General features: G+C 41.5%; 1 protein-coding gene and 1 pseudogene. Both read left to right on the forward strand.

Translation table 11 applies throughout. The features are described 5' to 3' along the window. The first annotated feature begins 109 nt into the window (after nucleotides 1–109). Nucleotides 110–2,239: a cytochrome-c oxidase, cbb3-type subunit I gene (gene ccoN / locus QZY09_RS07365; RefSeq protein WP_295670355.1), complete on the forward strand. Its 2,130-nt coding sequence runs from the start codon at nucleotides 110–112 to the stop codon at nucleotides 2,237–2,239. A gap of 202 nt (nucleotides 2,240–2,441) precedes the next feature. Then, a pseudogene (locus QZY09_RS07370) lies at nucleotides 2,442–2,666 on the forward strand (cytochrome C); the annotation flags it as partial.

Genomic DNA, 2,666 nt, shown 5'->3' on the forward strand with positions numbered 1-2,666 from the left:
ATAAAATAAAAAAGTGATGAACGTCACTTTTTTGAGTAATTGTCATCATTCTGTCACTATACCTATGAAACTAATTTTACGCCATTAAAAACAACTAATTAATTACTTTATGCAACCCGAAAAATTTTACTATGACAACAAAATAGTCCGGAATTTTGGTATTGCCACCATTATTTGGGGTATTGTTGGGATGACAGTGGGCCTGTTTATAGCCATACAGCTATACCACCCGGCCGCTAATCTTGACAGCCAATACACCACCTTCGGCCGGATCAGGCCATTACACACTAATGCGGTTATTTTCGCATTTGTTGGTAATGCCATTTTCATGGGTGTGTACTATTCATTACAACGCCTGTTAAAAGCACGTATGTTTAGTGATGTACTCAGCAATATCCATTTTTGGGGCTGGCAGCTCATTATTGTCTCAGCTGCTATTACCCTGCCACTTGGATTTACCACCTCGCATGAATATGCAGAACTGGAATGGCCTATTGATATCCTGATTACCATCATTTGGGTGGTGTTTGGTATTAATATGTTTGGCACTATCATCAAAAGGCGCGAGCGCCATTTGTATGTAGCTATCTGGTTTTACATTGCCACTTTTGTTACCATCGCAGTATTGCACATTGTTAACTCAATTGAGTTGCCGGTATCATTAACAAAAAGTTATATGATATATGCAGGCGTACAGGATGCGCTTGTGCAATGGTGGTACGGACATAACGCGGTTGCCTTCTTCCTTACAACACCTTACCTGGGTATGATGTATTACTTTTTGCCAAAAATGGCAAACCGCCCGGTATATTCCTATAAATTAAGTATCCTGCATTTCTGGGCACTCATATTCATTTACATATGGGCCGGCCCTCACCATTTGTTATATACCACATTGCCTGGTTGGGCTCAATCATTAGGTGTAGCATTTTCAATTATGCTGATCGCTCCAAGCTGGGGTGGTATGATCAATGGTTTATTAACATTGCGTGGCGCATGGGATAAAGTAAGGGATGATGTTGTTCTGAAGTTTATGGTTGTTGGCCTGACTGCCTATGGTATGGCCACTTTCGAAGGCCCGATGCTCTCGCTGAAACAAGTAAACGGTTTTGCCCACTTTACCGACTGGATCATCGCCCACGTTCACGTTGGCGCTATGGGCTGGAACGGTTTTCTAACCTTTGCTATATTATATTGGTTAATACCTCGTATCTACAAAACTGAGCTGTTCTCAAAAAAATTGGCCTCCATCCACTTCTGGATCGGAACACTCGGTATCTTATTTTATGTGATCCCTATTTATTGGGCAGGCTTTACCCAGTCATTGATGTTGAAGGAGTTTACTCCTGAAGGTTTGTTAAAATATCCAAATTTCCTGGAAACCACATTGCGGATTTTACCAATGTACGTTATGCGCTCAATAGGTGGTACGCTATACTTAAGTGGTGTTATTTTAATGGCCTATAACCTGTTTAAAACAATGGCACAGGGAAGCCTGGTTGCTAATGAAGCTGCACAAGCTATGCCGCTTGAACCATTACCACAGCACGTAAACGAGCATTCATGGCATCGCGCATTGGAACGCAAGCCAATTCAATTTATGATAATTGCGTTATTGGTGATTTTGGTAGGCTCATTTGTTGAACTGATGCCGACCTTAACTATCAAATCAAACATCCCAACAATTGCCAGTGTAAAACCCTATACCCCTTTGGAGTTACAGGGAAGGGATTTGTATATCAGGGAAGGCTGTCTGGCTTGCCACTCGCAAACGGTGAGGCCGTTCCGGTCAGAAACTGAACGCTATGGCGAATACAGTAAAGCGGGTGAATTTGTATATGACCATCCATTCCTTTGGGGGTCAAAACGTATAGGGCCGGATCTTGCGCGCGAAGGTGGTAAATACCCCAATGCATGGCACTATAATCACCTGATGGACCCTCGATTAATGTCGCCCGGAAGTATCATGCCGAATTACGACTGGTTTATTACGCAAAAGCTGGATACTTCTTTAACCGCTAGAAAAATCAACGCGATGCGCACATTAGGCGTTCCGTATCCGGCAGGCTACGATAAAATAGCCAACAGTGACCTGGACAAACAAGCTAAAGGCATAGCAGCCGACCTTGCTAAAAACCATATAAAGGTTAGCAGCGACAAAGAAGTGATAGCTATTATCGCTTATTTGCAGCGCCTTGGTACAGATATTAAAGCAGATAAATCAGCTAATAACAATTAATATTTTAGAAAATGTATAGCCAGTATTTAGATAATTTAACAGGAGGTCAGATCTATCTGATCTCCTCTTTAGGGGTGTTCTTCGTGTTTTTCATTGTTGTTACTATCCTTATGTTCAGGCTTAAAAAAGCTCACGTCAATTATATGAGTGATTTACCGCTGGAAGAAGACAATACATCAAACACATTTAAACCATTACAGTCATGAAATATTTCCGTATATTTTTATTGTTGACTTTAACAACATTCTGCGCGCCTGCATTTGCCCAGGACGACCATAGTTTACTCACTCCCCAAACGGAGAATTTTATAGGATATGGCATTGTAGTAGCTGCGCTGCTGCTTTTCATCGTGGTAATGCTGGTTTTGCTCCGTACTTTCAAAGTACTCACCAAAATCATCATGAAATATGAAGGCCAATCAGATGAA

Source organism: uncultured Mucilaginibacter sp., assembly GCF_903913935.1.
GTDB lineage: Bacteria > Bacteroidota > Bacteroidia > Sphingobacteriales > Sphingobacteriaceae > Mucilaginibacter.